This window comes from Embleya sp. NBC_00896, assembly GCF_045207785.1.
Taxonomy (GTDB): domain Bacteria; phylum Actinomycetota; class Actinomycetes; order Streptomycetales; family Streptomycetaceae; genus Embleya.
This window is the reverse complement of the sequence record NZ_CP108778.1, coordinates 98830-115648: the sequence shown is the minus strand read 5'-3', so window position 1 is coordinate 115648 and position 16819 is coordinate 98830. Positions and strand designations below refer to the sequence as shown.

Genomic DNA, 16819 nt, shown 5'->3' with positions numbered 1-16819 from the left:
CGATTCCGTGTCCGATCGGTGGAGTAGCGTTCCGGGCCCCGATCTTGGTGGAAGCCTTCGTGTGGGTGATGGAGGCGTTCGGCGGGACCGCCCCGCGCACTGCCACCGCCATCCCGCGCCGGGGCTCGTTGCGAGCCCGCGTGTCGGAGAGAGCCGGTACGCTCAAGGCACGGTTGCGATGTCGTTCGCGTGACCATGGCGGTTCCCGAGATCGGGGCCGAGGATCTCAAACGTTGCGTTGTGGCGACCCCCAGGGTCGATGTGGCGTCTCCCCTCGACCGAGCGGGAGACGAGGTTCCCGTCGAAGCGTCCGCGCGGGACGCTTCGCTACTCCTCGAGGAGCCCTCCGTGGCCTACGAAAACGATCTCGCCCACCAGGCCGCCGTCGACGCGTTGCCCGACGGCGCGTGCCCGATCCTGATCCGCGTCCTGATCACGCGACTGCGCCCCACCGCGAACGCACCCTGGGAAGACGTCGAGATTCCCGAGACCGTGCGCGGAGCCTGGACCCGGGTGACCATGCTGATGATGCAGGGCCTGGACGGTCCCCTGCTGGTGGATCCGGACCAGCGAGTCGAGTACCGACACGCCGACCCCTGCCCGCTGTGCGCGTGGCGCGCCGAGCCCGGCCCGGAGATGTACTCCGTCCTGCACACCGACGCCGACGCGGCGCGGACCTGGAGTGACGATCGACGGCGAGACGCCCTGGGATCGGTGGTGTGGTACCCCAACCTGGCCACGGCCCGCGAGATGGCCGCCGGACTGGCCCGGGCCCGGCACGACAACCCCGGAGTCGGCATGCACCCGACCGAGCAACTGGTCCTGACCGTCCCGGCGGACTCCGGACGCCGGCCGGGAATGGCCCGCCGTTGGGTGGGCGCGCGAGCCGAGATGTGGTTGTGGCACCGACGCCCCACGCGGCAGGGCGTGTTCACCCCGGACCTGGTGCTCCTGCTCGAAGACGGCGACGTCGTCGACCTCACCGCGGAGCAGGCCCGGGACCGGCGGCCGGTCCCGCCGCCGCAACCCACGTCCTATTCACCATTCCGATTCGAACGTGCGCCCGACGGGCGAGTGTTGGGCTGGTTCGACGACGGTGGCCACGCTCTGCTGGTGTCCACGCTCGACCCGCACGCCACACATGCCCCCCTGCGGGTCCTCACGTCAGGCGAGACGCGTTCCCTCGGCGATGGATCCCCAGGCTTGACCGTGTACGGCAATGGGGTCCACGACCGACCCCCGCTCGCGAGCGTGCGGGAGCTGGCTCCGGCGTTCGCCGACCTGATGCCACCGACGGCACAGCGGCCGCGGACGGGCCGCCGTCCCAGGCACTGACCGGAACCCAATTCAGCCCGGCGCGCCCTCACATGGGCGCGCTCGGGCGGATCCGGGACGGCCCACCCACTGGTGGGCCGCCCTGGGCAGATGATGGTGCACGGTGCGGCGAGTGCGCGGAGTTCGGGTGTGGTGCGCGCGCCCCATGAGGAAGCTCGGTCCGTCGACCCGTGCCCGATGTTCGGGGTCAGTCGGAGACAGCGGCGTGGAGGTGTTCGGCGGCGCGGCGGGCGAGTTGTTCCAGGGTGGTGGAGGGCAGGATGGGGTCGCCGGAGACGGTGACGGCGGCGATGTTGGGCCCCATGCGGACCATGATCGAGTCGACGGTTTTGGGGCCGTTGTGGTCGAGGACGAGGCGCATGCCCAGGGTCTCGTCGCCCAGGGTGGGGGCGGGGAGCGTGTGGAAGCGGACGGTGGTTCCCTGCATGGGCAGGGGCAGGTCGGCGCAACCTGCCAGCAGGGCGCGGGTCTTGGCCAGTTGAAGGGCGGCGCTGTCGCCTTCGTAGACCTGGACGGTCGCGGTCAGCCGCAGTCCGTTGCGGTCCTGGAACATCCGTTGCGCGCCCAGGGTGATGGTGATCCTGCCGGTCGGCGCGCCGGCCAGCGCGCGGTCGCAGCCGGCGTTGCCACTGCTTCCCGAGTACGGCTCGGAGGCGGGTTTGGGTCCGGTGTCGGTGAGGGTGTCCGCGCTCCATTCGGGGCCGACGTCGTCCGCCGTCGGCACGGCGCGCCGCGCCCGCTCCTGGGTCAGCGGGAGCGCTGTGCCCGAGCGTGGGGGAGTCGCGGCGCCGGGGGCGGTGGGCGCGTGGGTCATGGTCGAGGCGACGCCGGGGTGTCCCTCCATCGCGGAGACGACGATCGGGAGGGTGCCGCGGTCCTTGAGTTTGACGCGGAAGGATTCGGGGAGTTGCGCCGCGGTGATGGTGTCGCCGAGGAGGGTGTTCGCGCTCTGCGCACGGAACAGCTTCCAGGCCTGTTGCCGGTCCTCGAAGTAGACGTGTTGGACCTGGGGCAGTGCCCGGAGCGCGGCGAGGGTCGCCTCGCGTTGGGTGTCGGTGACCGGGCCGTCGGCGCAGCCGCCGGTCTTGGGGTCGGACGTCTGGCACAGGAACACGGCCAGGTCCGCTTTCCCGGCCCAGTAGTCGACGCCCGGCGGGGGCAGGTCGTCCTCGGCGTCCTCGGTCGCGTCGTCCGCGTCGGTCTCCGCGGACCCGGCCGGCGCGGGGGAGTCGACCTCGGCCCGCTTCGGACGCGGCTTGTCGTGTCCGCCGGAGCACGCGGCGGCCGTTGTGATCGCCAGCAGTGCGGCGGCGCAGCCGACAACGACCCTACCCGCGCGCGATGTGTGATGGTTCGCCATGTTCGCCCCCGTCGTGAACTCGCTTGGCACCGAGCGTAGTTGGTGGGTCTCACGCTGGATACGAGGGTGTCCTGCGGCGCTGTTCGACGCGCTGTCGCGGCGCCGACCCGGTGCTCGGCCCCCTCGTCGACGTCCACCCGGCGTCGAGTTGCTGTTCCACCGTCGTGAGCACCCATCCCTGCGCCGGCGGGTGGCCGCGCAACTACGTACCGCGGACCGAGGTCGGGATTGTCGCGTTCTTCGACGCCGGCCGGGCCTGACCCGCCCGTGTTGCGGCTCTCTCCTGTGGGTGGGTGACGGTCTCAACGTGGGTGGACGAGTTCGAGGAGTTCGGTGACGCCGGGCGCGTCGCGGTGCCGGGCGAAGCGCGGTGTGAGCGCGCGGACGAGGTCGACGCAGCGGGGTGCGCCGATGCGCTGTGCCAGGACCAGCGCCTGGGTGGCGGCCGACGCAGCCTGGTCGATGTCTCCGCTGCCGAGGAAGGTTTCGGCTTCGTAGGTGAGGAAGACGCCGCGGGTCTTGTCGCGGGGGCGTTGCAGGACTTGGAGTCCTTCGCCGATGAGGTGGTGGGCGTGGTCGTGGTGGCCGAGGTCGAGGAGGCAGCGGCCGGAGTCGACGGCGAGGTCGGCGTGTGACATCCACGAGCACCACGACGGTGGGGGTTCGGGTGTGGCGGCGTCGAGTTCGCGTTCGGAGACGGCCAGGGCCCGGCGGCAGGAGGCGGCCTCGCCGAGGGCGGCGTGGGCGCGTGCCTTGCGCAGGTGCAGCAGCGAGCGGGCGGTGGGGTGGGTGGTGCGGGTGAGGGCGTGGCCGAGGATGTCGATCGCGGTGCGCGGCGTGTCGGTCCAGGTGGCCTGGTAGGCGAGATCCGAGAGGATGCCCGCGCCCAGGTCGCGGTCGCCACCGGCGTGGGCGCTGTGCAGCCCGGCGTGCCAGAAGCCGGCGGCCGCGCGGTGGGCGCCCTGGTCGAAGCGGTGCCAGCCGATGGTCTGCGCCAGTGCCGCGGCCAGGACGTGGAGGCGACGTCCGATGACCGGGCTGTAGCGGGCGTCCGCGATGAGCGTGGTGACGGTCTCCAGGTGGGCGTCCAACAGTCTTGCGGTGTGTTGGCGCTGTTCGGTGGCCAGCGTGGTCAGTCGTGCGCTCGTGGTCTCCAGCCAGGCAAGGAGTTCGTCGTCGACGTGTTTCCCGGTCGGCCCGGTGATCAGGTCGGTGGGGTCGTGGGTGGCCCACTGATGGGCGAGCGCGGCCAGGGCGGCGCTGCCGTAGGCGAACGTGCGGCGATCCATCGAGAATTTCAACGCCTCTCGGAGGGCGGGCACGGTGCTGTGCGCACCGAAGGGATGGGGGTGCTGCGGCCGGGCAGCCAGTCGGGCCGGTCCATGGCGCGGACGACGTCGCTCGGGACGTCGAACACTTCCGCCGGCAGGTCCTGCGATTCGTCGCTGGGGACCGTGGTGCGTTCCCACAGGGAGACGCGGTTCTTGTCCGCGCCCGATCGCAGACTGCGGGCCGCCGCCGGAGTGCTGCCGCGGATGACGGGCCGGCCCATCGGGTGCGCCCTGTCGGTGTCCTGCGCGGGGCCTACCCGGTGAGGGCGAGGAAGTCACGGACGGCGGGGACTTGGTCGTGTTTGGCGAGGTCGCGGCGTAGGGAGTCGAGTGTGCTGTCACTGCGGGCCGAGGCGACGTCGGCGAGATGCGTGACCACGTCGGTGGCGACGGCCACGGCGGCGTCGACGTCGCCGAGCGTCAGGTGGGTGGCGGCGGTGCGGGTGAGTCGCAGCGCGGTGCCGCGAGGGTAGGCGGGTGTGTCGTGGTGTTCCCGGCGGTGGGCCTGGGGGATGGCCAGGTAGTGGTGCAGGGCCTGCCGGGGGAGGTTGAGATCGGTTGCGTTCGAGGCGAACCACGAGTAGAGCTCGCCGAGGTCCACCCAGTACAGGCCGGGCACGGGCTCCTCGGCCGGATGGGGTGCCTTCGCGTAGGCGGTGAGTGCGGCGGTTTCGGCGTGGGCGCACGCGCGGGCGTTGCCGGCCTTGGCGTGTGCGCGGGACGCGCGGGCGTGCAGCATGGCCCGCATCCGGGCGGATCCGGTGCGGTCGCCTTGGCGCAGGGCCTCGTCGATGAGGTGGACGCCGCCCTGCGGGTCGTGTTCGGAGTAGCGCTGCATGGCCCAGAAGGAGAGCGTGGTGGCGCCGGTGACCGGGTCGTCTCCGGCGGCGGCCGCGCGCAGGGCTCCGGCGTAGAAGCGTTCGGCGACGGCGGAGTTGCCGTTGTCGAACGCCGTCCAGCCGGCGATGCGGGCGGCTTCGCCGGCTGCGGCGAACAGGCGCCGGGCGACGGTCTCGTCGTAGGACGCGTTGTCGAGGGTGTGGGTGATCAGGGCGAGGTCGGCGCGGGCCATCTCGTGGACGGGGCCGGATCCGAGCTCGTCGTCCAGGCGGCGCAACGCGGCGAGTCGCTCGTCGATGTGGTCGGCCGTCGCCGGGCCGATCCGTCGGCCGCGGCTGTGGGTGGCGTCGGCGGGAATCGCGGTGGAGTACAGCGCCGCGGCGGCGGTGACCGCAGCCGGGGTGTACGTGATCAGTGTGCGGCGTTTCATGGGTCCTCCCAGTCGGGTCAGGGCGCTCACGGCGGTCTGCGCGGTCCAGGCCTCCAAGAGGTCCTCGTCGTCGTCGGGCAGAGCCAGGCGTAACCAGCGGGGCCAGCCCAGGTCTTGCACACGGGCGGCGGGTACGCCGTGCATGTGTGCCATCGCCAGTTGGGTGTCGGTGTCCGGTGTGGCGCCCGCCAGCCATCGGCTGACCTTTTCCGGGCGGATCGCGGACACGCTCATGCCCAGGGCGCGCTGCGCCTCGGCCACGGCGGTCAGGTATCTCCTCGCGTTCCAATGCCCGCTTTGTAAAACGGCGTTGAGCGGATGCGCCTGGGTGTTGTGTCGCACGACTGGTCTCCCCCTCCGCGTGTGACCACCATCGTCGCCCCCTGTCGACCGCTTCGGACAGGTGCGCAGGAAAGAGGCAAGGGGCGCAACGTGAAGGCGGTCGCACGCAACGCCCGTCCACTCCCCTCGGCTCGCCCGCGGTGGGTAGCGTCCCGTCTCCCGCGCCGTCGGCGCCGTTCGTACGCATCGTGAAGGGAACTCCGCGGATGCAGCATTCACCGCCCGGCGCGGCCCGCGAGGCCGACCGGCATCAGGCCGGCATCGGCGCCGCCACTTTCGATCACTGCACCTGGTTGGTCACCCCGGGGGCGACCCCCGCCCGTTTCGAGGCGTCGATGACGTCGGGTGCCGATGTTGCCCTGCTGGACCTGGAGGACTCCGTCCCGCTCGTCGGCAAGGACGCCGCGCGTGCCGACGTACTCGACTTCGTCGGCCGGGGCGACAAGGCCGGGGACGGCAGCCCGACGCTGGGGGTCCGGGTGAACGCGCCCTGCACGGTGGACGGCCTGAAGGATCTGCTTGCGCTGGCCGAGTCCCGGCTGTGGCCCGACGTGTTGCTCGTACCCAAGGTCGAGACCGCGCGCGACGTCGACCTGGTCGCGCGGATCATGGACACCGCCCAGGGGCGGTGCCGGATCTGGGCGCTGATCGAGACGCCGCGAGCCATCCGGAACCTGTCCGCCATCCTGCGCTCCCCGGCCCTGGCGGGAGTGCTGTTCGGGGCGGCCGACTACGCCGCCGCGGCCGGCTGCGCGCTCACCGACAAAGCCCTGTGGTATCCCAGGGCCGCGCTGGCCGCAGGCGCGGCGGCGGCGGACCTGCCCGCGGTCGACTCTCCCTGTTTCGCCGTGCGGGACCCGGACGGGCTGCGGCAGGAGACCCAGGACGCCGTCGAGCTCGGGTTCGTCGGCAAGGTCGCCATCCACCCCGGGCAACTCCCTGTCATCCGTGCGGTGTTCCGACCCGACCCGCGCGACCTGGCGGCCGCGCGAGCGGTGGTCGGCGCCGCCGACGCCGCCGGCGGCGGGATCACCACCGTCGACGGCCGCATGGTGGGCCCGCCGCTGGTGGCCGCGGCCCGCGCCCTCACCGCCCGAGCGGACCAGACGCCCCGCTCCCCACACATTCAAGGAGACCCACGGTGACCGACAACCTCCCGCCCGGCTACCGCAGCGTCGGCGAGAACCGGGTCCGTGAACTCGTCGGCCTCGGCCTCGAGGACTTCGCCGTCGGCCACGTGATCGAACACCGGCCGGCCAGGACCGTCACGGAGACCGAGCACGTCCAGATCCTGGCGCTGACCGGCAACGAGGCACCGGTCCACTCCGACACCGAGTTCTGCCGGCGGACCGGCCGCGACCGGCCGCTGGTCTGCGGCATCCTCACCCTGAACATCGTGCTGGGCCTGACCGTCCGCTCCACCAGCGCCCTGACCACCGCCAACCTCGCCCTGGACGAGGTGCGCTTCGAACACCCCGTGCACGTCGGCGACACCCTGCGCGCGCAGAGCGAGATCCTCACCGCCCGCCGCTCCCGAAGCCGCCCCCAGCAGGGGATCGTCACGTGCCGCATCGAGGGCCACAACCAGCACGACCAGCGGGTCCTCAGCTGCACCCGCACCTTCCTGGTCCCCGCCGACGCGCGCGTCGTCCGCGACGCGACCGACTACTGACAGGACAGGTGCGGCATGGACGCTCCACCCTTGACCATCGTGGAAGCCGACGACGACCTGTGGCGGGAGTACGACGCCCTGGCCCGGCGCGCGTACGGACACCCGGTGCCGGACATCATGGGCCTGGGCGCGCACGCGGACCGGCGGGTCGCCGTGCGCGACGGGAACGTCGTCGCCGGCGGCCTGGGCATGCTCATCCCGCAGTTCTTCGGCGGCCGACCGGTACCCGCCGCCGCCATGGCCTGCGGGTGCGTCGCCCCGGAAGAGCGCGGCGGACAACTCACCGTCGCCATGATCGCCGAGCGGCTGCGGCCCCTGAAGGAGCACGGCGCCGTCCTGGCCACGCTCTGGACCGCCTCCACCGGCTACGCCCGCCGCCTGGGCTGGGAGGCTCCCACCCCGGTGTACTCGTGGACCGTCCCCACCGACGACCTCAAGCGCGGCTTCGACGGGTCCGGATACGACATCGCCCACGGGACGACCGAGCAACTCCGCCCGCTGCGCGACGACCTGGCCGCACGGTGGAACGGACCCTGGCAGCGCCCCGACTGGTGGCAGGACTGGCAACACCGGCAGCACCCCGACGTGACCACCTACCGATTCAACCGGCCCGGCCGGGAGCCGACCGGCGTGCTGTCCCTGGCCGGCGAGCACCACCCGGTCGAGGGACGACGCCTGGTCGTCTACGACTTCTGGGCCGCCGACCACCACGTGGCCGCCGCCATGTTCGCCTTCCTCGGCCGGCACGACAGCCGGATCCCCACCGTCGCCTTCCAGCGCACCGGCCTGCCACCCGCGCCACTGCTGCTCCACCACCTGCACCGCTGCGCCTGCGTGGTCGCACGTTCCTGGCACCCGTGGATGCTGCGCGTCCTGGACCTGCGCCGCGCTGTGCAACTGCGAGGCTGGCCCGACGAGACGGACCTCACCCTCCCGATCGAAGTCGTCACCGAGGACGGCGAAGCCACCGAACGGTTCACACTCCGGATCGCAAACGGCACCGGCGAACTGACGCCCACCACCCGCGAGGGGCAGCTCACGCTGACCAGAGGCCAGTTCGCCGTCTGGTACGCCGGGGGATACCGCAGCGCGGCCGCCGCCGCGCTGGCCGGAGTGAGCGCGGACCCGAAGGCGCTCACTCGGCTCCTCCTGGCCACCGCAGACCGCGAACCGTGGCTCGCGGACTACTTCTGACCCGCGACACACACGCCACGACCGGGCGAACCGCGTCCCGCCCCCGAACCACCACCGGCACCCGCCGACGATCCCTGTCCCCGGCCCCGCCCGCAGCGCCGATCTCCCTTGCCATGCCGAGGAAGGACTCCTTGATGCACTCCCGAATTTCCGAGCGTCCACGTCGTCGCCACGACGCGGAGCCGGTGCGACCGCGGTCGCGGCAGCAAACGCACGCGTACGATGCCCGGGTGATCGGCACACCGGATGCATTCGCCCGGACCACCCTCGCGCGCGAGGGCGACCGAGGGCGGGCGTGGCTCGCCGAACTCCCGGTCCTGGTCGAGGACCTGCTCGAGCGCTGGGCGTGTGTCCCCGACGGCGAGGCCCTGCACGGCGGCGTCGGCCTCATCGTCCCGGTGCGCCGACACACCGGCGACGACCCGGCGGTACTCAAGGTGTCGTTCCCGCACCCCGGCAACGTCCACGAGCCGGACGCCTTCGCGGCATGGCACGGGCACGGCGCCGTCATGCTCTACGAGCGCGACGACGAACACTTCGCGATGCTGCTGGAACGTGCGCACCCGACGACTCTGGCGCAGGTCGCGGACGGCGACGAGGTCGCCGCGGTCGCCGGACGGCTCAACCGCCGCCTCGCGGTCCCCGCTCCGCCCGGCCTGCCACACCTGCGGCAGCGGGCCGCGGCATGGGAGAGCCGGCTGCGCGCCGATGCCCAGGAGTTGGCGCACACGCTTGCTCCGCGCGTGGTGGACGCCGCTGTGGCCACCGCCCGCGAACTGGGCCACGACCAGCCGGACCTGGTGGTCCACGGCGACCTCCACGCCCGCAACGTGTTGCGGGCGGAGCGTGAACCCTGGTTGGCCGTCGACCCGAAGGGCTTCGCCGGGGACCCGGCCTACGACGCCGGCACGTTCCTCAAGTCGCGAGTGCCGACTTTCCTGGACGCGGACGACCTGGGCAAGGCCGCCCACCGCACCCTCGACGCCTTCGTGGAGGCGGCCGGACTGGACCGCGAGCGCGCCCGGCGGTGGGCACAGCTCCACGCCGTGCAGGCCGCGTTCTCCGGTCGCCGCCACGGATTCCGCCGGGCGCGCACCGGACCGGAACTCGCCCGCCTCACCGCCATGGTCGACCACCTGGCCGAAGCTCTTACGCACTCGTAGAACCACCCGGCGAGGACTCGCATCGCGAAGGGCCGACCTGCTCGGGCCACCGCGCTCGGCTTCCCAGGCCCCGCCCCTCCGCTGCGCACCCGATCCGAGACCGATCCCTGGTGCATCCGCCCCTGCCGGTGCGGTTGCCCCACCCCCCAGCCCAGCGGCGCGGCAGAGGCGGCCTTCCACCGCCTCGACACCCCGCCGGGCCCGCGCCCGTCTCCTCGCCACTACTTTCCGCCGCTGTGCGAGTACCGGCGCGGCGTCCCCTGCGACCGCGCAAGGAGAACCATCGTGTCCTTCACACCACCCGACCACCCCGGGGCCGTCGACGCCGGCACGGCCGTGTCCGGCGCGTGCCCCGTCCGTGGCGTAGGCGACCGGCCGGTGCGCAGGGACCTGACGATCCTGCGGACGCTGATGGCCGACGCCTGCCGGGCGGCGTCCGTGCCCCACGACCGGGTCGACGCGGTGGTGGAGCACTACCTGGCCGGCGAATTGCGCGGCAAGTCCTGGCACGGGGTGGCGAAGTTCTGCTTCGAATCCCGGTTCTTCCACCACCGTCAAGGCACGCCGCGCGTCGTGCGCGAACACGGCGCCCTGGCCGTCGTCGACGCGCGCCGCGAGATCGGTCCGATCAGCGCGAACTATGCCGTCGACGTCGCCTTGGGCAAGGCGGCGGACTTCGGCGCCGGGATCGTCGGAATGATCAACACGCAGCGGTACGGCATTCTCGCGCAGTGGAGCGAGCGCATCGCCGAGCACGGTCTCGTCGGCATCGCCATGAACACCTCCCGGGCCGAGGCCACCGTGCACGGCGGCCGGACTCCCTTCCTCGGCGTGAACCCGCTCAGCTTCGCCTTCCCCACGCTCGACGGGCCCGTCGTCGCGGACATGGCAACCACCCTGGCCCCCATGGGACTCCTCTGGGAGGCCCGGCGCGGCGACAACAGACTCCCCCGCGACCGCTTCGTGGACGACCGCGGACACTTCACCGACGATCCCGACACCGCGTGCTCGGCGGTGGTGTTCGGGGAACACCGCGGCTTCGCCGTCTCGCTGCTCGTGCAGATCCTCACCGGGTCCCTTTTCGGGTTCCCCATGGGCACCGAGGTCGATTCCACCTGGAGCACCGGCTACACGTTCCTCGCCCTGGACCCGTCCTTCGGCGGGCAGGTCGCGGGACACACCGAGAGCAACACCAGGCTCGTCGACACGATCAAGAGCGCGGTGACACGCGACGGCGACGCCGTGCGCCTACCCGGACAGGCGAGCAAGGAGCGCGCGGACCACGCCCTGGACACCGGCACCGTCGAGATCGACCAGGCCGTGTACCGCAGGCTCCGAGCCCGCGCGGCCGGCGACTTCGCCACCGACTGACCCTCCCGACACGACCTTTGGAGTGAGCATGAGCATGCGGGTCCACTGGTTCCTTCCCACCGCCAGCGACGGCCGGTCCCTGACCGTGGGCACCCGCGGCACCCACGGCCGGGAGGCCGAAGCGGCCTCACCGCCCCAACCCACCGCTGACCGGTTCAGGGCGCCGACGATCCGCTACCTGGCACAGATCGCCAGAGCCGCCGAGGACGTCGGCTTCGACGCGGTGCTCACCCCGACCGGAACCTGGTGCGAGGACGCCTGGCTGACCTGCGCCGCACTCGCACAGGAAACCGAACGCCTGAGATTCATGGTCGCTTTCCGGCCGGGCCTGGTCTCACCGACCCTGGCCGCGCAGATGGCCGGCACCCTCCAACGCCACTCCGGCGGCCGACTGCTCCTCAACGTGGTCACCGGCGGCGAACGCGACGAACAGGCCCGCTTCGGCGACCACCTCTCCAAGGCGCAACGCTACGCCCGCGCGGCCGAGTTCCTCACCGTGCTGCGGGGCGCCTGGAGCGGCGAGCCGTTCGACTTCCGTGGCGAGCACTACGACGTCCGGGGAGCGACCGTCCTGGCCCCGCCCACCCCGCCGCCCCGGCTGTACTTCGGCGGATCCTCCCCGGAAGCGGGCCCGGTCGCGGCCCGCCACGCGGACACCTATCTCACCTGGGGCGAGCCGCCCGAGCAGGTCGCCCACAAGATCGCCTGGATACGCGGGCTCGCCCGCGAGCACGGCCGACAGATGCGGTTCGGGATCCGGTTCCACGTCGTGACCCGGGACACCTCCGCGCAGGCCTGGGCGGCGGCCGAGCGCCTCGTCGAGGGCATCGACCCGACCCGCGTCGACCACGTCCAGAACCTCCTGGCGGCGAGCGAATCCACGGGCCAGGCCCGGATGAGCGCCCTCCACGAACGGTTCCGCGACCACGGGAGGACGTCCGACCTGGAGGTCTACCCCAACGTCTGGGCGGGAGTGGGGCTGCTGCGCGGCGGCGCCGGCACCGCACTGGTCGGCAGCCACACCGAGGTCGCCGACCGCATCGCCGAGTACGCGGACCTGGGAATCGAGGAGTTCATCCTGTCCGGGTTCCCGCACCTGGAGGAGGCCTACACGGTCGGCGAGGGCGTCCTGCCCGAGCTGCGCCGACGCGGCCTGGCGCAGCCGCCACCGCCGGTGACACCCCCGCCACCGCCGAGCATCCCGTTCCCCGCCGAGCACGAGAAGGCGACATGAAGAACCTCCTGGTGGTCGGGGTCGGACCCCACGCCCGCAGGACCCATCTGCCCGCACTGGCCGCCGGGCAGTCCGCCGGCCTCGTCGGCACCGTGTCCGGTGTCGACGTCGCGGGCGCGACGGACGTTTGGGTCCCCTACGACGCGGACGACGGGCCCCGGTCACTGCCGCTGACGCTCATCCAGCCGTTCGACTCCCGCGTCCCGGCCCTCCCGGACACGGTCCGCCGCACCCTGGACGCCGTGGTGGACCGCCGCGGCATCGACGCCGTCGTGGTGTCCACCGAGCCCGGCTACCACATGGTCTACACCCGCTGGGCACTGGAGCGAGGCCTGAGCGTCCTCCTGGACAAGCCACTGAGCGTGCACACAGACGCCTCCGTCGACCCGGCGCGAGCAGGCGCCATCCTCACCGACGTCGACGACATCCTGGCCCGCTACCGGCAGGCGAAAGAGCGCCACCCCAAGCTCATGGTGAGCGTGCAGTGCCAGCGGCGCTACCACCCCGCGTTCTGGCGGATGCGGCAACTCATCGCCGAGATCGCCGACGACACCGACTGCCCGGTCACCTCCGTCCAGTCCTTCCACAGCGACGGCCAATGGCGGATGCCCGACGAACTGGTCGACCTGTCCTACCACGGCTTCGACCAGGGCTACGGCAAGGCCGCCCACTCCGGCTACCACTTCTTCGACATCGTGCCCTGGCTCCTGGCCGCCGGCGAACGAGGCGGCAAACACCTCGACGCCGTCACCGTCCACGCCCAGGTCACCCGGCCCGGAGACGTCCTGGCCCAACTGGGCATCGCCGACCACGAGCGTCTCTTCCCCGGCTTCGCGGCACGCAACCCGTACACCCCGGACGAACTACGCGCCGCCACCCACGGGTTCGGAGAGGTGGACGCGTTCATATCCATGGCCTACAAGAGCGGCGGACACACCATGACGCTCGGCAGCGTCAACCTCGTGCACAACGGCTTCTCCCAACGCGGCAACCTCACCCCGGCGGCCGGTCTCTACAAGGGCAACGGCCGGGTCCGCCAAGAGACCCACATCATCCAACAAGGCCCCTTCCAGGCCATCCACTTCCACTCCCTGCAGACCCTGGGCGACGCCGGCCCGAGCCCGGACCCCCACGCGCTGGGCCGCGAGAGCCACGTCGAGGTGCACGTCTTCCGCAACAACCGGTTCAGGCCCACCTGGACCGACCACACCAGACTCGACTACACCGCGCTGACGACCGCGTGGAAAACGGACGTGGCCGTGCCGACACAACAGTCCTCCCGGCGGCGCGCCACCCACGAGTTCCTCGAATACCTCAACGGACGCCTGACACGCGAACAAATGCTCTCCGAACTCACCACGCACCGCCGCGCCGCCACCTTGATGGCGGGCGCCTACCTGTCGATGGCCAAGCAGTGGGCCGGCGCCTCGCCGGAGACCACCCTGGACTTTCGAACCGCCCCCGCGCCGACACCCTCGTCCCTCGCCGGCCAGGTCCCGGCGGAGGCCACGCTGTGATCCCGCCCCCACCACCACCTCAGCCGGCCCCTCCGTCCCTGGCCACGCTCCTGGGCGACGCACTGCCGGCCGTCCTCGCCGACTGCCGACGGCACACCGGCGAAATCCTCACCATCGCGCCAGCGACCGGAGGCAACGTCAGCCACGTCTTCCGCGTTCAGGGCAGCCGCAGGAACGCCATCGTCAAGGCCCGCAGGAGCCGCTTCGCCAAGATCCCGACGCTGCGCACCGACCCGGCCCTGATCGCCGACGAACGCCGCGCGCTGGAGGTCTACGGAACGGCGGCCCCCGGACTCTTCCCCCGGGTCCTCGGCTTTCACGACCAGGCCCACGCCATGGTCTTGACCGACGTCTTCCCCGACGGCCTCAACTACCACCAACACCTGCACCGACGCCCCGCCACCGTCGCGGAGACGACCCGCCTGGGCGCCACCTTGCGCGGCATCCACCAGGCCACCCGAGAGGTCCACACCCGGATCCGCTCCCAGGGAGACGTGTGGTTCCGCGAGCACACCTTCGACTTCTGCCTGCGCGCCCGAGGACACAAGACCCTCGACGAGGCCTGCCGGCAGATGGCCGCCCGTCCGGGCCAGCAGCTGATCCTCGGAGACCTGGCCCCGAAGAACCTGAGCTTGGCGAACGACGGCGTGGCCCTGTGCGACCTCGACAACGTCCACCGAGGCTGGCCCCTGTACGACGTCGCCTACTTCCTCGCCCACCTACTGATCCACCACCTCACGCGACCCCACCATCTGCCCGCCCTCGTCCCGGCCCTGCTCGCCGGCTACCTCGGCACGAACGCGCCCGAGCGCGCCGAGGACCCGCTCATGGCCACGGTCACGGCCGGGGTCGTCCTCTACCGGCTGGCCAGCACCACCGTGCCCTACCCGCTGGCGCAGCCGCCCGCCGTGACCGAGCGCTATCGCGACCGCGTGCTCGAACTCCTGGACAGCGGCACGTTCATCGTGCGCGACCTGGTGAACGCGGCCGGCTCCGAGCGGGGCCCCGCATGACCTCGCGCCCGCTCGAGCCTGCCGCCGAGCAGGACCGAGCGGCCGTGGCCGCTCTGCACGCCCACGGCTACCGCGTCGCCGACATCCAGTCCCTGGCGCACGACCACCGGCCCCTCGCCGTACGAACTCCCGCACTCCGCCGCACGATCGCCCCCGGAATCCACCTCCGGGGCACGAGCGTGGACCTGGGGGAAGGCTGCTTCACCAACGCCTACACCCTCAGCGTCGACCTGGAACTGATCCGCGCCGACGTCGTCTCCACCGCCGACGGCTTCCACCTGCGCGACCACGTGGCGGCCGACGCCGCCCTCGCGGCCGTCAGCGGCTCGTTCTCCTTCATCTCCGACGACCCCTCCTACCAACCGGACGAGCCCCGCCTCGACTTCTGCTGTCGCGCCGGAGAAGTCGTGAGCCTGCCCACGGCCACGAAACCGGCGCTCCTGGTGCGCGACGGCCGACCGGTGATCGAAACCCTCAACGCCACAGGAACACTGACCCTGGGGGGACACCCCTACCGATGGGTAGGCTCCAAAACAGCCCACCACGGCGCCGGGCACCGCCCCGGGACACTCGTCGTCTTCGGCGCCGCCAACTGCCGAGTCGGCTACAGCGAGAACCCTCGCACCGGCTTCCTCCGCCACGTCGACCCGGACGCCAACACCACCCCACCGGACCCCTCGGCCGTCGACTACGTGGTCGCCCACACCCCCAACGACACACACCGCGTCGTCGCCGTCCACCCCGGAGGCGGCGCCGACCTCTTCGCCGGGAACTTCGTCCTGCGAGCGGCACACCCCTGGGACACCCGCCTCGAGCGCGGCGCACCCGTGGAGATCACCCGGATCGCCGGACACGACCCACGGCACCTGGAGTCCGGCATCTCCCTCGGGCCCAGCGTCGCCGACGCCGCCACCGGGCACACCGCGGCCTACGACGACGGCTGCCTGGGCACCTCCCCGTTCCGCGACACGCGCCACGCCCGAACGCTTGTCGGCCTGCACGGCCGGGAACTGACGCTCCAGGTCCTCGACGGCGCTCCCAAGTCGGACACCTTCCGCGGCACCACCCCCCACGAGACCGCCGCGCTCTGCACGGCCGCGGGACTCGACCCGCATGCCATGTACCACCTCGACGGCGGGGCATCGTCCAAGATCGCCTACCTCGACCACGACACGACGCGGGTGGTCGGCAGCATGCACTACCTCCAATGGCCAGCCGAACCGAGGGAACCCTTCCGCTGGCGGGGCCTGGACGGCCGCGTCCTGCGCAGCGCCCTCGTGCTGAGGGCCGACCACCGAGAAGAGCACGAATGACGAACGTACTGGTCGTAGTCGCCCATCCCGACGACGCCGAGATCTCCATGGGCATGCGCATACGCGCGTACGCACTCGGTGGCGCCCGGGTCCGGATCCATTGCCTCACCACCGGAACACCCGGCCCCGACGGCACGAAGGAACGACGGAAGGAATGCATGGCCGCCGGCGCCGTCCTGGGCGTGGACGCGGACGACTACACCTTCTCGGCCATCCCCGACACCCGGTTCGTAGAGCACCGCGGGCAGATCAACGCCGACCTGTTCGACATGTTCCACCGGGCACGCCCGGACATCGTCTACACCCACTTCCCCGACGACCAACACCTCGACCACGTCACCACCGCGCAGGAGGTCACCACGGTCGCCCTGCGCGAGGCCGACAACCTGCGCTACTTCCGTTCGCCCTACAGCATCGGATTCGAACCCACCCGATTGTTCGTGGGAAACCGGGAACTCCTTGACACCAAGACGGCGGCCCTGAAGTGCTTCGCCTCGCAACGGCAACTCGACATGGACGTCTACCGAAAGCTGGCGGAAGTCGCCTATCGGCAACACGTCCACCACCGCGTGGTCGAACGCTTCCCACCGGGGGCCGACTGCGCCGAACTCTTCCGCACCGCGAGAGACATCGAGTTCGCGAGCCGGCCGGACCGAGGCATCCCCACCACAAGCCGGTGAGAACCGCCACCCCTGGGAGGCATC

15 protein-coding genes are annotated in these 16819 nt (G+C 71.8%); 11 read left to right on the top strand and 4 right to left on the bottom strand.

The annotated features are described in order from the left end of the window. Window positions 1-348: 348 nt before the first annotated feature. Window positions 349-1335, top strand: a complete 987-nt coding sequence (locus tag OG928_RS47790; protein WP_406292215.1) for a hypothetical protein — start codon at window positions 349-351, stop codon at window positions 1333-1335. 187 nt (window positions 1336-1522) lie between these two features. Here the strand turns inward: OG928_RS47790 and OG928_RS47785 are convergent, their stop codons facing one another. From OG928_RS47785 to OG928_RS47770, 4 genes are all read right to left on the bottom strand, one after another. Then, entirely contained in the window at window positions 1523-2695 is a 1173-nt protein-coding gene (locus OG928_RS47785) for a permease-like cell division protein FtsX (protein ID WP_331738360.1), read from the bottom strand. Window positions 2696-2997: 302 nt separating this feature from the next. After that, window positions 2998-3984: an XRE family transcriptional regulator gene (locus OG928_RS47780; protein ID WP_331738357.1), complete on the bottom strand. Its 987-nt coding sequence runs from the start codon at window positions 3982-3984 to the stop codon at window positions 2998-3000. 8 nt (window positions 3985-3992) lie between these two features. Continuing rightward, the gene (locus OG928_RS47775) at window positions 3993-4247 is read right to left on the bottom strand and encodes a hypothetical protein (protein ID WP_331738354.1); all 255 of its coding nucleotides are present in this window, start codon (window positions 4245-4247) and stop codon (window positions 3993-3995) included. A 32-nt stretch (window positions 4248-4279) separates the two neighbouring features. Continuing rightward, the gene (locus tag OG928_RS47770) at window positions 4280-5638 is read right to left on the bottom strand and encodes a transcriptional regulator (protein WP_331738351.1); all 1359 of its coding nucleotides are present in this window, start codon (window positions 5636-5638) and stop codon (window positions 4280-4282) included. A 206-nt stretch (window positions 5639-5844) separates the two neighbouring features. Here OG928_RS47770 and OG928_RS47765 point away from each other — a divergent pair, with 206 nt between their 5' ends. From OG928_RS47765 to OG928_RS47720, 10 genes are all read left to right on the top strand, one after another. After that, window positions 5845-6783 (top strand): aldolase/citrate lyase family protein, encoded by a 939-nt coding sequence (locus OG928_RS47765; RefSeq protein WP_331738348.1) that lies wholly within the window; start codon window positions 5845-5847, stop codon window positions 6781-6783. Further along, window positions 6780-7310: a MaoC family dehydratase gene (locus OG928_RS47760; protein ID WP_331738346.1), complete on the top strand. Its 531-nt coding sequence runs from the start codon at window positions 6780-6782 to the stop codon at window positions 7308-7310. The genes OG928_RS47765 and OG928_RS47760 overlap by 4 nt, the downstream gene beginning before the upstream one ends. A 39-nt stretch (window positions 7311-7349) precedes the next feature. Then, a complete protein-coding gene (gene eis / locus OG928_RS47755) occupies window positions 7350-8504 on the top strand; it encodes an enhanced intracellular survival protein Eis (RefSeq protein WP_406292306.1) in 1155 nt (384 codons plus the stop codon). Between the two features lie 230 nt (window positions 8505-8734). Next, window positions 8735-9667 (top strand): aminoglycoside phosphotransferase family protein, encoded by a 933-nt coding sequence (locus OG928_RS47750; protein WP_331738853.1) that lies wholly within the window; start codon window positions 8735-8737, stop codon window positions 9665-9667. Between the two features lie 285 nt (window positions 9668-9952). Continuing rightward, window positions 9953-11038, top strand: coding sequence for an Ldh family oxidoreductase (locus OG928_RS47745; RefSeq protein WP_331738340.1), 1086 nt, complete (start codon window positions 9953-9955; stop codon window positions 11036-11038). 28 nt (window positions 11039-11066) lie between these two features. Beyond that, window positions 11067-12272, top strand: coding sequence for an LLM class flavin-dependent oxidoreductase (locus tag OG928_RS47740; RefSeq protein ID WP_331738336.1), 1206 nt, complete (start codon window positions 11067-11069; stop codon window positions 12270-12272). Next, on the top strand, window positions 12269-13789 hold the full coding sequence (locus tag OG928_RS47735) for a Gfo/Idh/MocA family oxidoreductase (protein WP_331738333.1): 1521 nt from the start codon (window positions 12269-12271) through the stop codon (window positions 13787-13789). Before OG928_RS47740 ends, OG928_RS47735 begins: the two co-directional genes overlap by 4 nt. After that, window positions 13786-14802: a phosphotransferase gene (locus tag OG928_RS47730; protein ID WP_331738330.1), complete on the top strand. Its 1017-nt coding sequence runs from the start codon at window positions 13786-13788 to the stop codon at window positions 14800-14802. Before OG928_RS47735 ends, OG928_RS47730 begins: the two co-directional genes overlap by 4 nt. After that, window positions 14799-16115 carry a phosphodiester glycosidase family protein gene (locus tag OG928_RS47725; protein WP_331738327.1) on the top strand — a complete coding sequence of 439 codons (1317 nt, stop codon included), beginning with the start codon at window positions 14799-14801 and terminating at the stop codon, window positions 16113-16115. Before OG928_RS47730 ends, OG928_RS47725 begins: the two co-directional genes overlap by 4 nt. Then, on the top strand, window positions 16112-16795 hold the full coding sequence (locus OG928_RS47720) for a PIG-L family deacetylase (RefSeq protein WP_331738325.1): 684 nt from the start codon (window positions 16112-16114) through the stop codon (window positions 16793-16795). The genes OG928_RS47725 and OG928_RS47720 overlap by 4 nt, the downstream gene beginning before the upstream one ends. The last annotated feature ends 24 nt before the right edge of the window (window positions 16796-16819 follow it).

Coding starts and splice junctions, on each gene's coding strand:
- OG928_RS47785 (WP_331738360.1), bottom strand. CDS start 2,695: ATGGCGAACCATCACACATCGCGCGCGGGTAGGGTCGTTGTCGGCTGC.
- OG928_RS47780 (WP_331738357.1), bottom strand. CDS start 3,984: ATGGATCGCCGCACGTTCGCCTACGGCAGCGCCGCCCTGGCCGCGCTC.
- OG928_RS47775 (WP_331738354.1), bottom strand. CDS start 4,247: ATGGGCCGGCCCGTCATCCGCGGCAGCACTCCGGCGGCGGCCCGCAGT.
- OG928_RS47765 (WP_331738348.1), top strand. CDS start 5,845: ATGCAGCATTCACCGCCCGGCGCGGCCCGCGAGGCCGACCGGCATCAG.
- OG928_RS47740 (WP_331738336.1), top strand. CDS start 11,067: ATGAGCATGCGGGTCCACTGGTTCCTTCCCACCGCCAGCGACGGCCGG.
- OG928_RS47735 (WP_331738333.1), top strand. CDS start 12,269: ATGAAGAACCTCCTGGTGGTCGGGGTCGGACCCCACGCCCGCAGGACC.
- OG928_RS47725 (WP_331738327.1), top strand. CDS start 14,799: ATGACCTCGCGCCCGCTCGAGCCTGCCGCCGAGCAGGACCGAGCGGCC.
- OG928_RS47720 (WP_331738325.1), top strand. CDS start 16,112: ATGACGAACGTACTGGTCGTAGTCGCCCATCCCGACGACGCCGAGATC.